The organism is Salibaculum sp., from assembly GCF_035270045.1.
Lineage (GTDB): Bacteria > Pseudomonadota > Alphaproteobacteria > Rhodobacterales > Rhodobacteraceae > Salibaculum.
Map to the genome: position 1 here is coordinate 21,180 of NZ_DATFIP010000055.1, position 15,935 is coordinate 37,114.

Sequence of the window (15,935 nt, forward strand, 5' to 3'; positions counted from 1 at the left end):
TTCTTGGTCGGGGCGAAGTCCGGGTAATGCCGTATCAGGGGTGGATCATCACCTGCACGGGATCGCCGTCTTCGCCCGGCACTGTTTTCAGGGGGCGAAATCCGGCCCGGGCATAGGCCGCGATGGCACGGGTATTGGCCGGATCGGGATCGGTGAGGATAACCGGGTGGCGGCGTCGCAACCGGCGCAGCCGCGCGGCAATGTAGCCCGCCGCGTGCCCCTGGCCCAGGAAGGCCGGGTCGCCCAGGAAGGTATCAAGGGCCCGCGCACCCGCGGGCAGGTCGGCATATTGCGGCATGGGCCAGTGATGTGCGTCGTAATCCTGGAGGAACGCGAAGGGGATGCCCCCGGCGTGCACGATCCGCAGGTTGATGGCGGGATTCTCGATATCGCCGGCAACCAGCGCCCATTCGGATTCGCCATCACGCCACCAGCCCGCGATATGGGGCTGGGCCAGCCAGGCCTTGAACATCGGCGCATCGGCCGGTGTCACGGGGCGAAAGCTGTAGTCAACCATGCACGGTCATGCCACTTGCGGCGGCATCGAGCCGGTTCACGGCCTCGGAGATATCCGCATCGGTCACGGTCAGTGGCGGCAGCAGGCGCACCACGTTATCGGCCGCGGGCACGGTCAGAATCTCCTCGTCGTAGCACGCCTGCACCACGTCCGTATTGGCCGCCTTGCATTTCAGGCCCAGCATCAAGCCCGCACCGCGCACGGCCTCGAAGACATCCGGATGACTGGCGACCACCCCCTCCAGGCCCTGCCGCAATTGGCCCGCCTTGCGGTTGACCTGCGACAGGAAGGCGTCGTCGGCCACGATCTCCATGACCTTGCAACCCACCGCACAGGCCAGCGGGTTGCCGCCATAGGTCGACCCGTGGCTACCCGCGGTCATGGCCTGCGCGGCCTTTTCCGTCGCCAGCACAGCGCCCAGCGGAAAGCCCCCGCCGATGCCCTTGGCGACCATCATGATGTCCGGGTTCACCCCGGCCCATTCATGCGCGAAGAGCTTGCCGGTCCGGCCCATGCCGCACTGCACCTCGTCAAGGATCAGCAGCAGCCCGTGTTCATCGCAAAGCTCCCGCAGCCCCTCCAGACACTGGTCAGGCAACGGGCGGATGCCGCCCTCGCCCTGCACGGGCTCGATCAGGATCGCGCCCACGTCCGGCTGTGCGGCAGCCGATTTCAGCGCCTCGTGATCGCCCCAGGGCAGGCTTTGGAAACCGGGCAGACAGGGCCCGAACCCCCTGGTCATCTTCTCCGACCCAGCCGCGGCGATACCCGCGCTGGAGCGGCCATGAAACGACCCCTCGAAGGTCAGGATGACGGGGCGGTCCTCGCCCCGGTCATGACGGTATTTCCGGGCCATCTTGACGGCCAGTTCGCAGCTTTCGGTGCCGGAATTGGTGAAGAACACCGTATCGGCGAAGGTCTTGTCCACCAGCATGTCGGCCAGCCGCTGTTGCGGTTCGATCTGGTAGAGATTCGAGACATGCCAGAGCTTGCCCGCCTGGTCGGTCAGCGCCTGCACAAGGTCGGGATGGGCATGACCCAGCGCATTCACGGCGATCCCCGCGCCGAAGTCGAGGAAGCGGCGCCCGTCCTGTTCCACCAGCCAACTGCCCTCGCCCGACACGAAGCTGAGCGGCGCGCGGTTGTAGGTGGGTAGAACGGAAGGGATCATCTTTGTTGTCCTTGCTTGGAAAGCCCGAGTGATGCCGAAAGGCCGGGCATTGGTCAACGATGCGAAGGGAAATGGTGGACGCGCGTGGCGTCGCGGACGCAGGTTCAGCGTCGGCGTCGGGTCTGGGTGGTGATCGGCACGCACATCATGGGTTGGCCCTTAGGGCAATTCCCAGGCCGTTGGAACCCCTATCCGGCATCCGCACGCAAACAGGCACGGATGTATTTGGCGGCCGAGCGATAGTGCGACGGCCCGGCGGCCTCGGCCCATCGTCCGGTCGTCCAGTCGTTGTCGGCGCCCTTCATCGGCCCCCCGTAAAGCGCCGCGTCGTCCATTTCGGTCATGAAGGCCAGCAATCGCCCATGCCGGTCGGCGAGCATCGCGCGCGCCGCGTCCCAGTCCAGGTCCGACTGCCTTTGGCGCAGGTCGGCGTTGTAGGCCTTGAGCTGATTCCACTTGTAGCCCGGTGCGGGAAAGGCCACGTCCTTGCCGGCCCGGCCGTCGTGATACCAGCCCAGGAACAGGTCGATCCAATGGGCGCGATGGGCGATCACGTCCTTGATCGAGGTGTCCTCGTCGCGCTTGCGCATGGCTTGGACGGTCGGAATGCCGGCGATCAGCCGCTCCAGCTTGGCATAGTCCTTTTCGGTGACGGCAATCAGGTCGGCGCGGGTGGTGGCGGCGGGCATGGACCGGCTCCTGTCGGGTCATCACGCCCCATGATGGCGCGCAGAACCCGATTACGCCTTGATCCCGCGCAAGGTTCGGCCCGGGTCTCAGGCCTTGAGCCGGTATCCACGTTTCAGCCAGATCCAGACCATTCCCAGGATCACCACGGCCGCGCACAGAACCACCACCAGCCCCAGCCAGGGGGAGCTGTCGGATACGCCGATCGCCCCGTAGCGCACCCCGTCGATCATGTAGAAGAACGGGTTGAGGTGACTGAAGGTTTGCAACGCGGGCGGCAATGCCTCGATCGAGTAGAAAGTGCCGGACAGGAAGGCCAGCGGCGTGATCAGGAAGTTCGTGATCGCGGCCAACTGGTCGAACTTGTTGGCGTAGATGCCGCCGATCATGCCCAGCCCGCCGAGGACGACCGACCCGGCCACCACGAAGGTCAGCGACCAAAGCGGATGTGGCCAGGGGACATCCAGGAACATCCAGGCCCCGATCGCGATCACCAGCGCCACCATGAGGCCCCGCGCCACCGCCCCGGCCAGGTACCCCAGGAGCAGCTCCACCGGCGACAGCGGCGGCATTAGCGTGTCGACGATATTACCCTGTACCTTCGCGCTGGCGATTGAGGACGAGGTATTGGCAAAAGCGTTCTGGATCACGGTCATTGTCAGGATGCCCGGCGCGATGAATTCGAGGAATGGCACGCCCATGACATCACCGCGGCGGCTGCCGATGGCGATGGTGAAGATCATAAGCAAAAGCCCCGCGTTGATCAGCGGCGCCATGACGGTCTGGCTCCAGACATTCATGAAACGCTGTACCTCGCGCCGGGCCAGGGTCCAGGTGCCCAGCCAGTTCACCGCGCCGAAACGGCGCACGCCCATTTCCGGATTCTCGGTCATCCGCCCGTCCTTTTGCCTTCGATCCGCTTGTATCTGCGGTGTGCGTGCTTAGAATAGGACGCTGACCCGAGATACAACCCCCCGCGCGGTGGCGAAGCGCCATCCGGGGCCAGACCGAGCGGATTGGAAGCAGATGTCCTGGACCGACGAGCGCGTCGAGACGTTGAAGAAGATGTGGGGCGAAGGCCAGTCGGCCAGCCAGATTGCCAAGGAGCTGGGTGGCGTGACACGCAATGCCGTTATCGGCAAGGTGCACCGGCTGGGCCTGTCCAATCGGGCCGGGTCGGGCGGTGCCGCCGCCGCGACCGCAGCGGCCCCCGCGCCCGAGGCGCCTGCGAAACCGGCCCCCGCGCCGAAGCCCGCCACCAAGCCCAAGGCCCGGCCCGAGCCTGAGGCCGAGAACGTCGCCGCCCCCGCGCCCGAGGCACCGGCCGGCCAAGGAGAGGCCAACGAGGACGCGCCGCGCACCACCGCGCGCCGGGCCATCATCCCCGCCGGCCAGCCGCTGCCGCCCCAGCCCAGCGCCAACGAGATCGACCCCGAGGCCCTGGCCAAGGTGAGCGAAGTCGAGAAGGCCGCCAAGAGGCTCAACCTCATGGAACTGACCGAGCGGACCTGCAAGTGGCCCATCGGCGATCCGGCGACCGAGGATTTCTATTTCTGCGGCCTGCCGGTGCAACAGGGCAAGCCCTATTGCGAGGCCCATGTGGGCGTGGCCTTCCAGCCCATGTCCAGCCGCCGCGATCGCAAGCGCTAGACGGTTTCCAGCACCCGCTGTTTCAGCGCCGGCAAGAGCTCTGTTTCGATCCAAGGGTTGCGGCGCAAGACAGCTGTGTTGCGCCAAGACGGGTGCGGCAGAACGAAGGTGCCCGGCGCATGGGCGCGCCAGTTGCGCACGGTTTCGATCACCCCCGCACGCGCGGCCTCGGGGCCAAGGTGCCAACGCTGGGCATGGCCGCCGATCACCACGGTCGTGGCGACGCGGGGCAGCTGCGCCATCACCGCCGCGCGCCACGTTTCGGCACAGCGCCGGGGCGGAGGCAGGTCACTCCCGCGGGCGTCATATCCCGGAAAACAGAAGGCCATTGGCACGATCGCCACCCGGTCCTTGTCGTAGAATTCGGCGCGGCTGAGCCCCAGCCAGTCGCGCAGACGGTCGCCCGAACGGTCATCGAAGGGCACGCCGCTTTCATGCACGCGCAACCCCGGCGCCTGCCCCGCGATCAGCAGCCGCGCCGTGGGCCGGAACCAGGCGACGGGCCGCGGCCCATGGGCGGTTGTCGTGCCCGCGAAATCTTCGGCGCAGAGCGAACAGGCCCGGATACGGGATTTCAGCGTGTCGGCGTCCACGATCGACGGCTCCTTTCGGAGCAGCAACCTAGCGCCGTGCCGCCGCGCTGTCAGCCCGCCGCCTGCTTGCCCTCGGCAGCCCAGATGGCGCCGCGTCGGATCATCTCGGTCACCTGCGGCACCTTCAGGTCGTCCAGTTCGTGCCCGATGGAGCAATAGAACACCCGCCCCTTGTCCCACCGCCGGGTCCAGGTGACGGGGATCACCGTGCCTTCGATCCACCAAAGGTGCTCACCGGAAAAGGTGGTCGTGGCCAGCACGGTGTTCGAGGGGTCGGTGAGCATGTAATACTGCTCGGACCTGATGCGGAAACTGCCGATGCCCCGGACCAGCGGATGGTCGGGCTGGCAGATGGTCACGTCGTAGTCGATGTAGTCTTCCTTGGGCTGGAGGTTGTCCGGCCAGCCCGGCGGATGCGCCACGAACTGCCCGCCGATCAGGAAATGGTAGGTTGGCCGGTCGCGAAAGGCGTCACCCATGTGCCCGTGCCATCCAGCCAGCCCGCAGCCATCGCCGATCAGCTTGAGCAACCCGTCCTCTTGCGACTTGGTCATGTTGCCGAACTCGGCCTGGTGGCCTGAGCGGGCCGAGGACCAGATCGGGGTGATAAGGTCCAGGTCGGCCAGGTCCTCGGGCCGGTCCAGCGGCGCCAACGTGTCGTATACGTCCACTTCGAAGCCGTTGGACTCCAGCAGGTCCTTGTACCAATCGGCGAAATGCGTCGGCGTGTGACCCTCCCAGCCGCCGACGAAAAGCGCAGCCTTCATGTCCGGTCCTTCCTCATGAATTGCAGGATCGAGGCCATGTCGCGGGCGCCATAGCCCTCGGCCTCGGCCCTGAGCAGTCTGTCCAGTGTCACCCGCCCCTGCGGCATGGCGGTGCCCAGCCTTTCGGCCAGGGCGGATGTGACCTGCATGTCCTTTCGCGCCAGTGCGACGGTAAAGGTCACGTCATGGGCCGCCTCGTCCAGGTAGAGCGGGCGGCGGTATTTCAGCATCGGCGCGGCGGCGGCGCTGTTCTCGATCACGTCGAACGCGGCCTCGGAGGCGATTCCAGCGGCCTCGGCCAGGGTCATGGCCTCGGCCAAAGTCTGGTTGATCCCGTGGATCAGCGAGTTGACCACCAGTTTCATCACCGCACCCGCGCCGATGGCGCCAAGGCAGATCGTCGCCCGACCCATGGCATCGAAGAGCGGCATCAGGGGCACGGCCTCTGCCTCGGTGCAGCCCGCCATGATCAGCAATTGCGCCTCCTCCGCCGCCTGCGTGGCGCCCGAGACAGGAGCGTCGATCACCGTACAGCCTGCCGGCGCGGCTTCGGCCAATGCCGCGATGTGATCGGGTGACATGGTGCCCATTTCCACGAACACCCGCGCGCCACCGCCCGCGAAAAGCCCGTCTTCGGAAAGGTGCACTGCCTCGGACGACAGATCATCGGCCAGCATGGTCACGACGACCTCGGACGCCTCGGTCAACGCGGCCGGGCTGTCGGCCACGGCGCAGCCTGTCCGGTCGGCCAGCGCCCGCGCCTTGCCGGGCGTGCGGTTCCAGACGGTCACGTCATGCCCGGCAGCCACGAGGTTGCTCGCCATATGGGCACCCATACGGCCGAGGCCGGCAAATCCGACCCGCATGTCAGGCCACCTTGTCACTTTCAAGACCGGAGATCGCCTGGATCAGGCTGTCCTCTGTCACCTCTTCCGAAGTGAACGTGCGCATCACTCGGCCCGAGAACATGGCGACGATCCGGTCACTGACATGCAGCACCTCCGGCATTTCCGAGCTGATGACGATAACGGCATAGCCCTGCGCGGCCAGGTCGCGGATCAGGTTGTGGATCTCCGACTTCGACCCGACGTCGATGCCGCGCGTGGGCTCATCGACGATCAGCACCTCGGGACGCATGGACAGCCATTTGCCGATGACGATCTTCTGCTGGTTGCCGCCCGACAGGTTGCCGACGGTCTGGCGCCAGCCCGGCGTTCGAATTTCGAGCTTGTCGCGATACTGGTCAAAGATCGAGATCTCGGCCCCGTCGCTGACGAAGGGCCCGGCGGTCAGGTCATCGACCTGCGGCAGGGTCATGTTGTCCCGGCAATTCATGCCGAGGACCAGCCCCTGACCCTTGCGATCCTCGGGCACCAACGAGATACCGCGCGCGATGGCGTCGATGGGGGAATGGATGCGAACCTCCTCGCCATTGAGCAGGATCTGCCCCTCGGAGGGGTCACGCAGGCCGAAGATCGTTTCGGCGATCTCCGTCCGGCCCGCGCCCACCAGCCCGTAGAAGCCCACGACCTCGCCCCGCCGGACGGTGAAACTGACATCCCGGAACAGGTGGCCACAGGACAGGCCGCGCACTTCGAGCGCGACATCGCCCATCTCGTGATGGCTTTCGTTGCGGCTGAGATCCAGCTTGCGCCCGATCATGAGCTGCGTGACCGCTTCCTCGTCCGTTTCGGCCGTGTTGAGCGTGCCGCGATAGCCCCCGTCACGCAGAACGCTGATCCGGTCTGTGATCTTGAAGATCTCTTCCATCCGGTGCGAAATGTAGATGATCCCGACGCCCTTGGATTGCAGATCCGCGATCACCTTGAACAGCACCACCTTCTCGGCATCGGTGAGCGAGGCCGTGGGTTCGTCGAAGATGACCGCGCGCGGATCAACGGTCAGGGCGCGGGCGATCTCGACCATTTGCTGGTTGGCGATCGACAGGTCCCCGACACGTGTCCTTGCATCGAAGCCCACGTTGAGCGTCTTGAGGATCGCGTCGGTATCCGTGTAGAGCTTGCCCCAGTCCACCCGGCCGAATGATTTAAGCGGCAGTTCGCCCAGCCAGATATTCTCGGCCACCGTGAGTTCATCCGCGAGGCTGAGCTCCTGGTGGATGAAGACGACACCTCGCGCCTTGGCCTGCATGGGTGAGGCGACGGTCACCGGTTCCTCGGCAACATAGATCTGGCCCTCGTCGGGATCGTAGATACCGCCGAGCACCTTCATCAGGGTGGACTTGCCGGCGCCGTTCTCGCCCATCAGGGCATGAACCTCGCCGGGGCGAAGATCAAACGAGACGCCATCGAGGGCACGCACGCCGGGGAAGGTCTTGACCACCCCTTCCAGGCGCAGAACAGGGGTTTGATCCGTCATATCTTCAGCTCCTCCTTGCCCTTGCGGTTCAGCTGGCGATCCAGGAACAGCACCGCGATCAGGATCAGGCCGATCACGAGGTTTACCGTTTCGGTATCGGCGCCGATATGTCCCAGCCCCTTGCGCAGCAGCTGGATGGCGATGACCCCGCCAAGGGTCGAGATGATCGAGCCGTAGCCCCCGGCCAGCTTGGTGCCCCCCAGCACCACGGCGGTGATCGCCCACAGTTCGTAGAGCATGCCGTCGTTGGGGTTCACCGAACCGCTTTCCGAATAGAAGACGACAGCCGATAGCGCCGCGAGAAAACCGATCAGCATGAAATTGAGCAGGAAGTGCGGCCCGACCCGTATACCGGCGTTCACGGCGGCGTCGCGATTGTTGCCTATGGCATAGGCATTGCGGCCGTGCACCGTCTTGGTCATGACCAGCCAAAGGATCAACGCCACCCCGAGCAGGAACCAGCTTGCGGTATGCAGCCCCAGGAACTGCGCCTCGGCGAAATCCACCAGCGTCCAGTTCAGATGGCTTGTGGGCTGCTCTCCGTTGTACATGAAGACGAGCCCGCGAAAGCCCAGCATCGACCCCAGTGTGACGATGAAGGCATCCACCCCCGTCTTCCAGACGATCAATCCGTTGATCGCACCGAGCACCACGCCGGTCAGCAGCGCAAATCCCCAGGCCAGCGGGATGGCCCAGTCACCGAGGTTCTGCATGAAAGGCCAGGTCATGCTGTCCAGCATCACGATGGCGGCCAGCGCGAAGGTGGCGCCGACGCTCAGGTCGATGTTGCCGTTGATCATGATGATTGTCATGCCCAACGCGATTATCCCGATAGGGGCCGACTGCTTGAGCAACAGCAGCATGTTATCGAAATCCATGAAGGCCGTGTCCGTGACCGACAGGTAATTGCCCGCGATCGAGAAGAAGGCCAGTTCAAGGACGATGAAGCCCCAGATCGCGCCCTGCTTGAGCAGGTCCTTGCGTGTTGCCATTTTCATGGTGTCCCTCCCTCAGGCGATCGGCGACCAGAGACGGCCCCGCTTGGCGGCGATGTCCAGCCAAACCGCCAGGATGATGACCGCCCAGATCACGACGTCCTGGACGTAGAATTCGAGGCCGATCAGCAGCAGGCCGTTCTCGATGAAGCCGAAGATGAGAACGCCGATCACGGTCTTGATGATCGTGCCCGACCCGCCGAGCAGCGATGCGCCGCCCAGGATGACCATGGCGAGCACCTCGAGTTCGTAGCCCTGGCCGACAGTGTTCTGGCTGCCCAGGCTGCGGCTGGCCTGCAACAGGCCGGCCGTGGCCACGCAAAAGGCCGAGATCAGGTAGGTGAAGAACACCACCCGCGCCCGGGGAATGCCCGAGAAGGTTGCCGCCTGCCCGTTGCCGCCCACGGCATAGATCTTGCGCCCGAAGGGCGTCTTGGACAGCACCAGGCTCAGCACGATGGCAAGTGTGCCGAAGATGACGATCGGCATCGGCACGCCCAGCACATCGCCGCGCCCGAAGATGCCGAACCAGGTGCCTTCCTTGTCGGCGATGTCCATGTTCTGGCCGCCCGACCATGTCAGCGTCAGGCCGTGGATCGCGGAAAGCATCCCCAGCGTTACGATCAGTGAATTGAGTTTCAGGTAGCCCACCAGAAACCCGATGAAGGCCCCCAGCGCCAGGGTCAGGCCGAACATGGCCGGTATCGCCAGCGTCGGACCGAGCGTATCATGCAGGTCCAGCACGACGATCGTCGAGAAGGACATCATCGACCCGACCGACAGGTCCAAATTGCCGCCGATCACCACGAAGGTCACGCCCAGCGCCATCACACCCAGGATCGCCGAGGACCGGATCACGCCAAAGATGTTGTCGATCGCGATGAAACGCTGATTGGCCAGCGCGAAGCCGACCATGAACAGCACGAAGGCGACCAGGATACCCTGCCGGGCGAGGAAGCCGCCGATCCCCTTTTTCGTCAATTCCGCCATGTCATCCTCCCAGATGGTGCGCCGCGGCCCGCGGCCCGGTCACACCAAGGTCATTCCGCCGTCGATCATAACGATCTGCCCGGTCATGTAGTCACTGTCCTTCGAGGCAAGGAACGTCGTCGTCCCGGTGATATCCTCGGGCCGGGCCACGCGGCCCTTGAGTATCTCGGCCGAAAATTCCTCCATCGCCTGTCCGGGGCGCTCGGCGGCGCCGATCTCCATCAGGTCTTGGTCGACCTGTTCCCACATCTCGGTCGCGACAACGCCGGGCGCGAAACCCGTGACGGTTATGCCATGCTTGGCCAGGTCCCGGGCGCCCGATTGCGTGAGCGAGACAACTGCCCATTTGCTGGCGCAGTAGGGTGCAACATTGTCGAAGCCCTGCCGGCTGGCAATGCTGGCGGTGTTGACGATCTTGCCGCCACCGCCTTGGGCGATCATCTGACGGGCCGCTTCCTGCATGCCGATCATGCAGCCCAGACCATTGATACCCATAATGAAATTCCAATTTTCCTCGGTCACGTCGAGGAAATTCATAGGCTTGTTCACGCCCGCGTTGTTGAACTTGACGTCCAGCCGTCCGAAGATTTCGACAGCATGGTCGATCATTGCACGAACCTGCCCGCGATCTGTGACATCCACCACCGCGTGGGTCACCTTGGCGCCGGCCCTGTCCGCGCGCGCCACGTTCGCCGCTGCCACCTCGGCGATCTTGTTCGCGTTTATGTCGGCGAAACAGACATTCGCACCCTCGGCCAAGAGGGCTTCTCCGATCGCGCGGCCGATGCCTTGTGCCGCGCCAGTGACGATGCAGGACCGCCCCGAGACTCGCGTCATGACACACCCTCCCGATTTGCCTTGGAACGAAAAATGCGCGGGGCAGAGACGCCACCCCGCGCATTCCGGGAGAGACCTAGAACACCGGCTTGGAGAACTCGTCCATGTTGTCCTGAGTGATCTTCGGCGTGTCGAAGTAGTTCAGGAAGGGCAGGTCCTCGCCGTTCAGCGTGTCGATCGCCGTCTTCAGCGCGGCCTCGGCGTCATCGACGGGCGACTGGTAGATCGAGCCCCAGTAGTCCCCGTCTGCCATGGCCTCGTAGCCAACGGCGAAGTTGGTAGCGCCGACGAAGGTGATGCCGTCACGGCCCGCGGCCTTGGCGGCATTCAGCGCTCCCACGCCCATGTTGTCGTCCCCGGCGTAGACACCGTCGATGTCGTCATACTTGACGAGGAAGGCTTCCATGACCTGCTGCGATTTCTCGCGGTTCCAGTCGCCGGGCTGGCTTTCCACCAGTTCGACGTTCGGGCAGACCTCGGGCAGACGATCCTGGAAACCGTCGGAGCGTTCGATCGCGGTCGTGTAGCCGGGCTGGCCGGTGATCTCGACCACGCGGGCCTCGTCCTCGATGCCCAGGGCCTTGAAGCGGTCGCACATGATCTCGGCCGAACGCGCGCCTTGGGTGACGTTGTCGGGACCCGAGAAGGAGGAGACGAAGTCGAAGCCGGCCTCGGCGATGTTCGAGTTGGTGACGACCACCGGAATGTCGGCCTGGCTGGCCTTGCGCACGGCGGGGATCACGGCCTCGCCGTTGGTCGGCCAGATGATGATCGCATCGACTTCCTGCTGGATGAGGTCTTCCATCTGGGCAATCTGGCGGGCCACGTCGCCGCCGGCATCCAGCACCACGACCTCGACGTTGTCGTTGGCCTCGGCCGCCGCAATGAAGGCCTGCTCGTAGGTTGTCTGATAACTGTCGACGCCCACGTTATTCTGGGTGATGCCGATGGTGTAGGTCGAATGCGCCTCGGCCAGGGCCGACGTGCCGATCATGGCCGTCGAGCAAGCCAGCGCTAATTTCATTGTCTTCTTCATTCCTGGGTCCTCCCATTAGATGTTCTGTGCGGATCGCGGCTGTCCTCCCAGACCGGGATGACACCCGGCGCGATCCTGTCTCAATAACGCGCGATTCTGCTTCGCTTGTGATCCATCATTTAATCCAATATGGATATTTTTGTATCCGATACGGATTTTTTATCCATACAGTCGGCAGCCCAATTTGAACATTTTGAGGACACATCGATGCACGAATCGAACCGCGCCCCTGCAACCTCCGACAATCTGCGAGCCATGCACCAGCCTGCTGCCAAAGATATCCATTACGGACAAACCTCTGTCGGCCCGGCTGACGGCCTGTCCGGCGTGGCGGCAAGCCCCGACCTCGAACGCATCGTGCATTTTCTTCAGGCCTTCTGCGTCGAGATCGACACGGCGATCGACCCCAACACGCCGAACCCGCATCTCAACATGATCCTGCACCTCTTGCGCGGGCACCTGGAGGGACGCGTGATCTCTCCTTCCTCCATGGTCGCTGCGGCCGGGGTGCCCTATGCCACCGGCACGCGCAAGCTGGCCGACCTTCGCGGTGCCGGACTGATCGAACAGCGCCCGCGCACGAAGAGCGGCAAGAGCTTCTCGCTGCATCCCAGCCCGCAATTGCTGGATAGTTTCAGCCAGCTGGCCGACCGGGTCGACCGCATGGCCCGGGCCACGTTGCTGCAGAAATCCGGCGACGGTGGCGACGCCGACTACTATTTCGGGCGCTCCTACCAACCCGGCCTGGCCGCCATCGCCCCGCCAAGTGCCCTGCCGCAGCCGCTCAAGCTGTCGGGCGGCCTGCGCATCCTGGTACATGGCGATCCGACCTTCATGGTCATGGAAACGCTCAAGCGACAGTTCGAACAAATCGTCGGCACCGACATCCACCAGCGCGCCTTTTCCATAGACCGACTGCGCGAAGAGGCCCTGCGCAACGCCGCCCGCCCCAAGAGCCGCTATGACCTGATCGCCGTCGACCTGCCCTGGCTGGGCGAGTTCGTCACCAAGGGTGTCATCAGCCCCTTGGCCGATGTCATGGATGTTGACCGCCTGGATCCCAGCGACTTTCACACCGCAGGCTGGCGCGCGGCGCACTGGGGTGGCGCGCCCTATGGCGTGCCGAGCCAGACGACCCCCGAACTGATGTTCTATCGCAAGGATTGGTTCGCCTCCGAAGGGCTTGAACCGCCGGCGACCACCGATGCCGTGATCGCCGCAGCACGCCGCCTGCACGACCCGCGCCGGGGGCGCTACGGCGTGGCCTGGAACGCGGCGCGGGGCACGGCCCTCGGCCATACCTTCATGATGACCTGCGCCGCCTTCGGCCAGCCGATCATCGACATCCCGCGCATCGCCGGTGGTTTCGACGCCGACAACCTGGCCGAGGGCGGCTTCGCGCCGCGCTTCGATACCGATCGCGCCCATGCGGCGGCCGACTACCTGATGCAACTGCTGGATTTCTCGCCGCCCGACATCCTGTCCATGTCGTGGTACGAGCGCGTCCGCCCCTATGCGGAGGGCAAGGTAGCCATGGCCTATGGCTATACCCTGTTGGCCCCCTATTTCGAACTGGACAGCAGCTGCCCGGCTCATGGCAACACCGGCTACCTGCCCCATCCTCATGGCCCCGAGGGCGCGCCCATCGCGCCAGTTGGGGGCTATGTGCTCTGCGTGCCGTCCAACCTGGCCCGCGAGCGGGTCGAGGATGCCGCCGAAGCGCTGGTCGCGTTCACCTCGCCCGCGGCACAAAAGCTCTATGCCCAGAACGGCAGCCGCACGGCACCGCGCTATTCGGTTGGCGCGGACCCCGAGGTACGCCGCCTCTCGCCCATCTTCGAGATGGTCGACCAGATGTCATGGCGCGACGAGCTGCAGTTCTGGCCGCGTCCGCCGATCCCGCAGGTGTCAGACATCATCCGCATCTGTGGCCACGAGCTTCACGACATGCTCCGCGGGGTCGTGACCCCGCGCGAGGCGCTCGCCCGGGTCCAGGCCCGCGCGGACGACATGCTGCGACAAACCGTCACCTAGTCCGACACCCAAGGGAGGAAACCATGGACCCCAATCGCCTGAACGGCAAGAACATCCTGATCACCGGCGCGGCCCGCGGCATGGGCGCCGCCAATGCCGAGGCCTTCGCGGCCCAGGGCGCCAACGTTTGTCTCGGGGACCTGGACCTCGACGCCGCGCAAGAGATGGCCGACAAGATCAATGCCGCCGGGAACGGCAAAGCGATTGCCGCGCGCATGGACGTGACCAAGCGCGCGGACAACGCCGCCGCCGTCGCCGCCACGGTCGAGGCCTTCGGGTCCATCAACGTGGGCGTGTTCAACGCCGGACTCAACAAGCCCCGGTTCTTCATGGATATCGACGAAGACAACTGGGACATGATCATGAACGTCAATACCAAGGCCATGTGGCTGGGCATGCAGGAAGTTGCCCGCCAGATGATCGCCCAGGGACCGATGGAGGATCACCCCTACAAGCTGATCAACGTCGGTTCCATCGCCAGCCGCAAGCCGCTGATCGACGTCACCGTCTACTGCACATCGAAATACGGCTGCCTGGCACTGACGGAATGCGGTGCCCTCGGTCTGGCCGAGCATAACATCACCGTGAACGGCTATGCGCCGGGCGTGGTCGTCACCCCGCTCTGGGAACAGCTTGACAAGGACCTTGTCGATATCGGCTTCAAGGAACGCGAAGGCCAGGCCTACGACGACATCGTCGCCAACAACCTGGTGATCAAGCGCGTCTCCTACCCGGACGACATCACCGGGACCGCATCCTTCCTGGCTAGCGACGACAGTGACTACATGACCGGCCAGATGATCCACATCGACGGGGGCTGGGTGACAAAGTAGCCCCGCCTCCACCAAGAGATCCGCACACAAACAGCCGCGGGCACGCCCCGGCAAGGAGTTCTTCATGTCAGACCGTCCAGGCAATGCCTTGATGCCCAACCTGCTGACCCCGCAGGACCTGAAACCCAACTGGCAGTGGGAGGCAAAGCTGCCTTCGCCCGGCCACATGTCGGTAGATTTCGAGCGCCGGGTCGATCACGACCGGCTGCGCCGCTATCGCCTCGCGCGCACGCGGCAGTCGTTGCAGGCCTCGCAGGCCGGATCGTTATTGTTGTTCGACGTCAACAACATCCGCTATGTTTCTTCCACAAAGATCGGCGAGTGGGAGCGGGACAAAATGTGCCGCTTCTGCCTTCTGACCGGCGACGATTCGCCTTATGTCTGGGACTTCGGCAGCGCCGCGGTGCACCACCAGAAGTATTCGGACTGGCTGGAACCCGATCACTGCCTTGCCGGCGTCGTCGGCATGCGTGGGACGATCCCGCCGGAATTCGGCCTGATGCGCAAATACGCCAAGATGATCGCCGAACTGATCAAGGACGCGGGCATGGCCGACATGCCGGTCGGTGTGGACTATGCCGAAACGGCCATGTTTCACGCATTGCAGGAAGAGGGCATCAAGGTTGTTGACGGCCAGCAGATCATGCTGGCGGCCCGCGAGATCAAGAACTGGGACGAGATTCAGCTTCTGACCCAGGCGGCCAGCATGGTCGATGGCGTTTACCACATGATCTACGAAGAGCTGAAGCCGGGCGTGCGCGAGAACGACATCGTCGCGCTGTCCAACAAGATGCTCTACGAAATGGGCAGCGACGACGTCGAGGCGATCAACGCGATCTCGGGCGAACGCTGCAACCCGCATCCGCACAACTTCACGGACCGCCTAATCCGGCCCGGTGACCAGGCCTTCTTCGATATCCTTCAGTCCTACCAGGGCTACCGGACCTGCTACTACCGGACCTTCAACGTGGGGCGCGCGACACCGGCGCAGAACGACGCCTACGTCAAGGCGCGCGAATGGATCGATGCCTCGATCGCGATGATCAAGCCGGGCGTGACCACGGACAAGGTGGCCGAGGTCTGGCCGACGGCGGAAAGCCTCGGCTTCCCGAACGAGGATGCGGCCTTCGGGTTGCAGTTCGGACACGGGCTTGGGCTGGCGCTGCACGAACGGCCGATCATCAGCCGCGCGGTCAGCCTCGATCACCCGATGGAGATCCAGACCGGGATGGTCTTCGCGCTGGAGACCTACTGCCCGGCGACCGACGGTTATTCCGCCGCCCGCATCGAGGAAGAGGTCGTGGTGACCGAGACCGGCTGCGAGGTAATCAGCCTGTTCCCGGCCGAGGACCTGCCGATCGCCAACCGCTACTGAGCAAGCCATCGCTCCAGCACATGTGGGGGGCTGTCTGCCCCCCACACCCCCCGAGGATACTTGCGGCCAGA

16 protein-coding genes are annotated in these 15,935 nt (G+C 64.5%); 4 read left to right on the top strand and 12 right to left on the bottom strand.

All coding sequences use genetic code 11. From position 1 onward, the window contains the following. Positions 1-34: 34 nt before the first annotated feature. The 4 genes from VJ897_RS08985 to VJ897_RS09000 form a co-directional block, all read right to left on the bottom strand. Positions 35-517 (bottom strand): GNAT family N-acetyltransferase, encoded by a 483-nt coding sequence (locus tag VJ897_RS08985; protein ID WP_324055254.1) that lies wholly within the window; start codon positions 515-517, stop codon positions 35-37. Beyond that, positions 510-1,688: an aspartate aminotransferase family protein gene (locus tag VJ897_RS08990; RefSeq protein WP_324055256.1), complete on the bottom strand. Its 1,179-nt coding sequence runs from the start codon at positions 1,686-1,688 to the stop codon at positions 510-512. The genes VJ897_RS08985 and VJ897_RS08990 overlap by 8 nt, the downstream gene beginning before the upstream one ends. Positions 1,689-1,876: 188 nt before the next feature. Beyond that, a complete protein-coding gene (locus VJ897_RS08995) occupies positions 1,877-2,377 on the bottom strand; it encodes a ClbS/DfsB family four-helix bundle protein (RefSeq protein ID WP_324055258.1) in 501 nt (166 codons plus the stop codon). A gap of 87 nt (positions 2,378-2,464) precedes the next feature. After that, complete coding sequence (locus tag VJ897_RS09000) at positions 2,465-3,268, bottom strand: ABC transporter permease (protein ID WP_324055260.1); 804 nt, start codon at positions 3,266-3,268, stop codon at positions 2,465-2,467. A gap of 133 nt (positions 3,269-3,401) precedes the next feature. Here VJ897_RS09000 and VJ897_RS09005 point away from each other — a divergent pair, with 133 nt between their 5' ends. Beyond that, positions 3,402-4,025 carry a GcrA family cell cycle regulator gene (locus VJ897_RS09005; protein WP_324055261.1) on the top strand — a complete coding sequence of 208 codons (624 nt, stop codon included), beginning with the start codon at positions 3,402-3,404 and terminating at the stop codon, positions 4,023-4,025. Here VJ897_RS09005 and VJ897_RS09010 read toward each other — a convergent pair. From VJ897_RS09010 to VJ897_RS09045, 8 genes are all read right to left on the bottom strand, one after another. Beyond that, entirely contained in the window at positions 4,022-4,618 is a 597-nt protein-coding gene (locus VJ897_RS09010) for a uracil-DNA glycosylase family protein (RefSeq protein ID WP_414706715.1), read from the bottom strand. The two genes, VJ897_RS09005 and VJ897_RS09010, sit on opposite strands and share 4 nt — an antisense overlap. A 50-nt stretch (positions 4,619-4,668) precedes the next feature. Continuing rightward, complete coding sequence (locus VJ897_RS09015; protein WP_324055263.1) at positions 4,669-5,385, bottom strand: ThuA domain-containing protein; 717 nt, start codon at positions 5,383-5,385, stop codon at positions 4,669-4,671. Beyond that, complete coding sequence (locus tag VJ897_RS09020; RefSeq protein ID WP_324055265.1) at positions 5,382-6,251, bottom strand: NAD(P)-dependent oxidoreductase; 870 nt, start codon at positions 6,249-6,251, stop codon at positions 5,382-5,384. Before VJ897_RS09020 ends, VJ897_RS09015 begins: the two co-directional genes overlap by 4 nt. Before the next feature lies 1 nt (position 6,252). Continuing rightward, a complete protein-coding gene (locus VJ897_RS09025) occupies positions 6,253-7,764 on the bottom strand; it encodes a sugar ABC transporter ATP-binding protein (protein ID WP_324055267.1) in 1,512 nt (503 codons plus the stop codon). Then, positions 7,761-8,762, bottom strand: a complete 1,002-nt coding sequence (locus VJ897_RS09030) for an ABC transporter permease (protein ID WP_324055269.1) — start codon at positions 8,760-8,762, stop codon at positions 7,761-7,763. Before VJ897_RS09030 ends, VJ897_RS09025 begins: the two co-directional genes overlap by 4 nt. 12 nt (positions 8,763-8,774) lie before the next feature. Then, the gene (locus VJ897_RS09035) at positions 8,775-9,749 is read right to left on the bottom strand and encodes an ABC transporter permease (RefSeq protein ID WP_324055271.1); all 975 of its coding nucleotides are present in this window, start codon (positions 9,747-9,749) and stop codon (positions 8,775-8,777) included. A 39-nt stretch (positions 9,750-9,788) separates the two neighbouring features. Then, positions 9,789-10,586: an SDR family oxidoreductase gene (locus tag VJ897_RS09040; protein ID WP_324055273.1), complete on the bottom strand. Its 798-nt coding sequence runs from the start codon at positions 10,584-10,586 to the stop codon at positions 9,789-9,791. A gap of 76 nt (positions 10,587-10,662) precedes the next feature. After that, complete coding sequence (locus VJ897_RS09045) at positions 10,663-11,622, bottom strand: sugar ABC transporter substrate-binding protein (RefSeq protein ID WP_324055275.1); 960 nt, start codon at positions 11,620-11,622, stop codon at positions 10,663-10,665. Positions 11,623-11,829: 207 nt separating this feature from the next. Between VJ897_RS09045 and VJ897_RS09050 the strand changes: the two genes are divergently transcribed. From VJ897_RS09050 to VJ897_RS09060, 3 genes are all read left to right on the top strand, one after another. Then, positions 11,830-13,656, top strand: coding sequence for an ABC transporter substrate-binding protein (locus VJ897_RS09050; RefSeq protein WP_324055277.1), 1,827 nt, complete (start codon positions 11,830-11,832; stop codon positions 13,654-13,656). A 23-nt stretch (positions 13,657-13,679) separates the two neighbouring features. After that, on the top strand, positions 13,680-14,489 hold the full coding sequence (locus VJ897_RS09055) for an SDR family NAD(P)-dependent oxidoreductase (RefSeq protein WP_324055279.1): 810 nt from the start codon (positions 13,680-13,682) through the stop codon (positions 14,487-14,489). Between the two features lie 64 nt (positions 14,490-14,553). Beyond that, positions 14,554-15,864: a M24 family metallopeptidase gene (locus VJ897_RS09060; protein WP_324055281.1), complete on the top strand. Its 1,311-nt coding sequence runs from the start codon at positions 14,554-14,556 to the stop codon at positions 15,862-15,864. Positions 15,865-15,935 lie beyond the last annotated feature (71 nt).